At 70.9% G+C, this 588-nt stretch carries 1 protein-coding gene; it reads right to left on the bottom strand.

Translation table 11 applies throughout. The features are described from left to right. A partial coding sequence (locus ACTT8P_RS38420) for a phosphopantetheine-binding protein (RefSeq protein WP_442836424.1) occupies positions 1-588 on the bottom strand: 588 nt, incomplete at both ends.

The following is a 588-nucleotide window of genomic DNA, read 5'->3' as shown; positions in this document are numbered from 1 at the left end:
CAACCGCGCCCGCAACACCTCATGCCGCACCACCAACGCCCGCACCGCAGACGCCAACACCCCCGCATCCACACCAATCGGCGTCGCCACCACGCTGGACTGCACGGCTTGGCCGAGGGCGCCGAGCCCGACCCGCTCTATCAGTTCGCACATCACCGGCGTCAGCGGCACGTCACCCACGCCGGGCTCCCCGCTCACGACCGAGCCGTCGGCCACCGCTTCAGCGATCAGGGCCAGCCTGGCCGGCGTCTGTTCCTCGAACACCTGCCGCGGTGAGAGGGCCCACCCAGCGCGTCGTACGCCGGACACCAGAAGCATCGACAGGATCGAATCGCCGCCCAGCGCGAAGAAGGAGTCGTCGACGCTCACCCGCTCCAGCCCCAGCACCTGGGCGAAGAGGTCACAGATGACCGCCTCGACCGGAGTCGACGGGGCCCGGCCCCGTTCGCGTCCGGCCTCGGGGGCAGGCAGGGCAGCCTGGTCGATCTTCCCGTTGGGGGTGAGGGGCAGCTCGTCGAGGAGTACGACGGTGGCGGGGACCATGTACTCGGGCAGCCGCTCGGCGGCGAACGCCCGGATCGATGACGG

The organism is Streptomyces sp. JW3, from assembly GCF_052216785.1.
Lineage (GTDB): Bacteria > Actinomycetota > Actinomycetes > Streptomycetales > Streptomycetaceae > Streptomyces.
The sequence above is the reverse complement of the archived record's forward strand: the minus strand, read 5'-3'. Positions and strand labels throughout refer to the sequence as shown.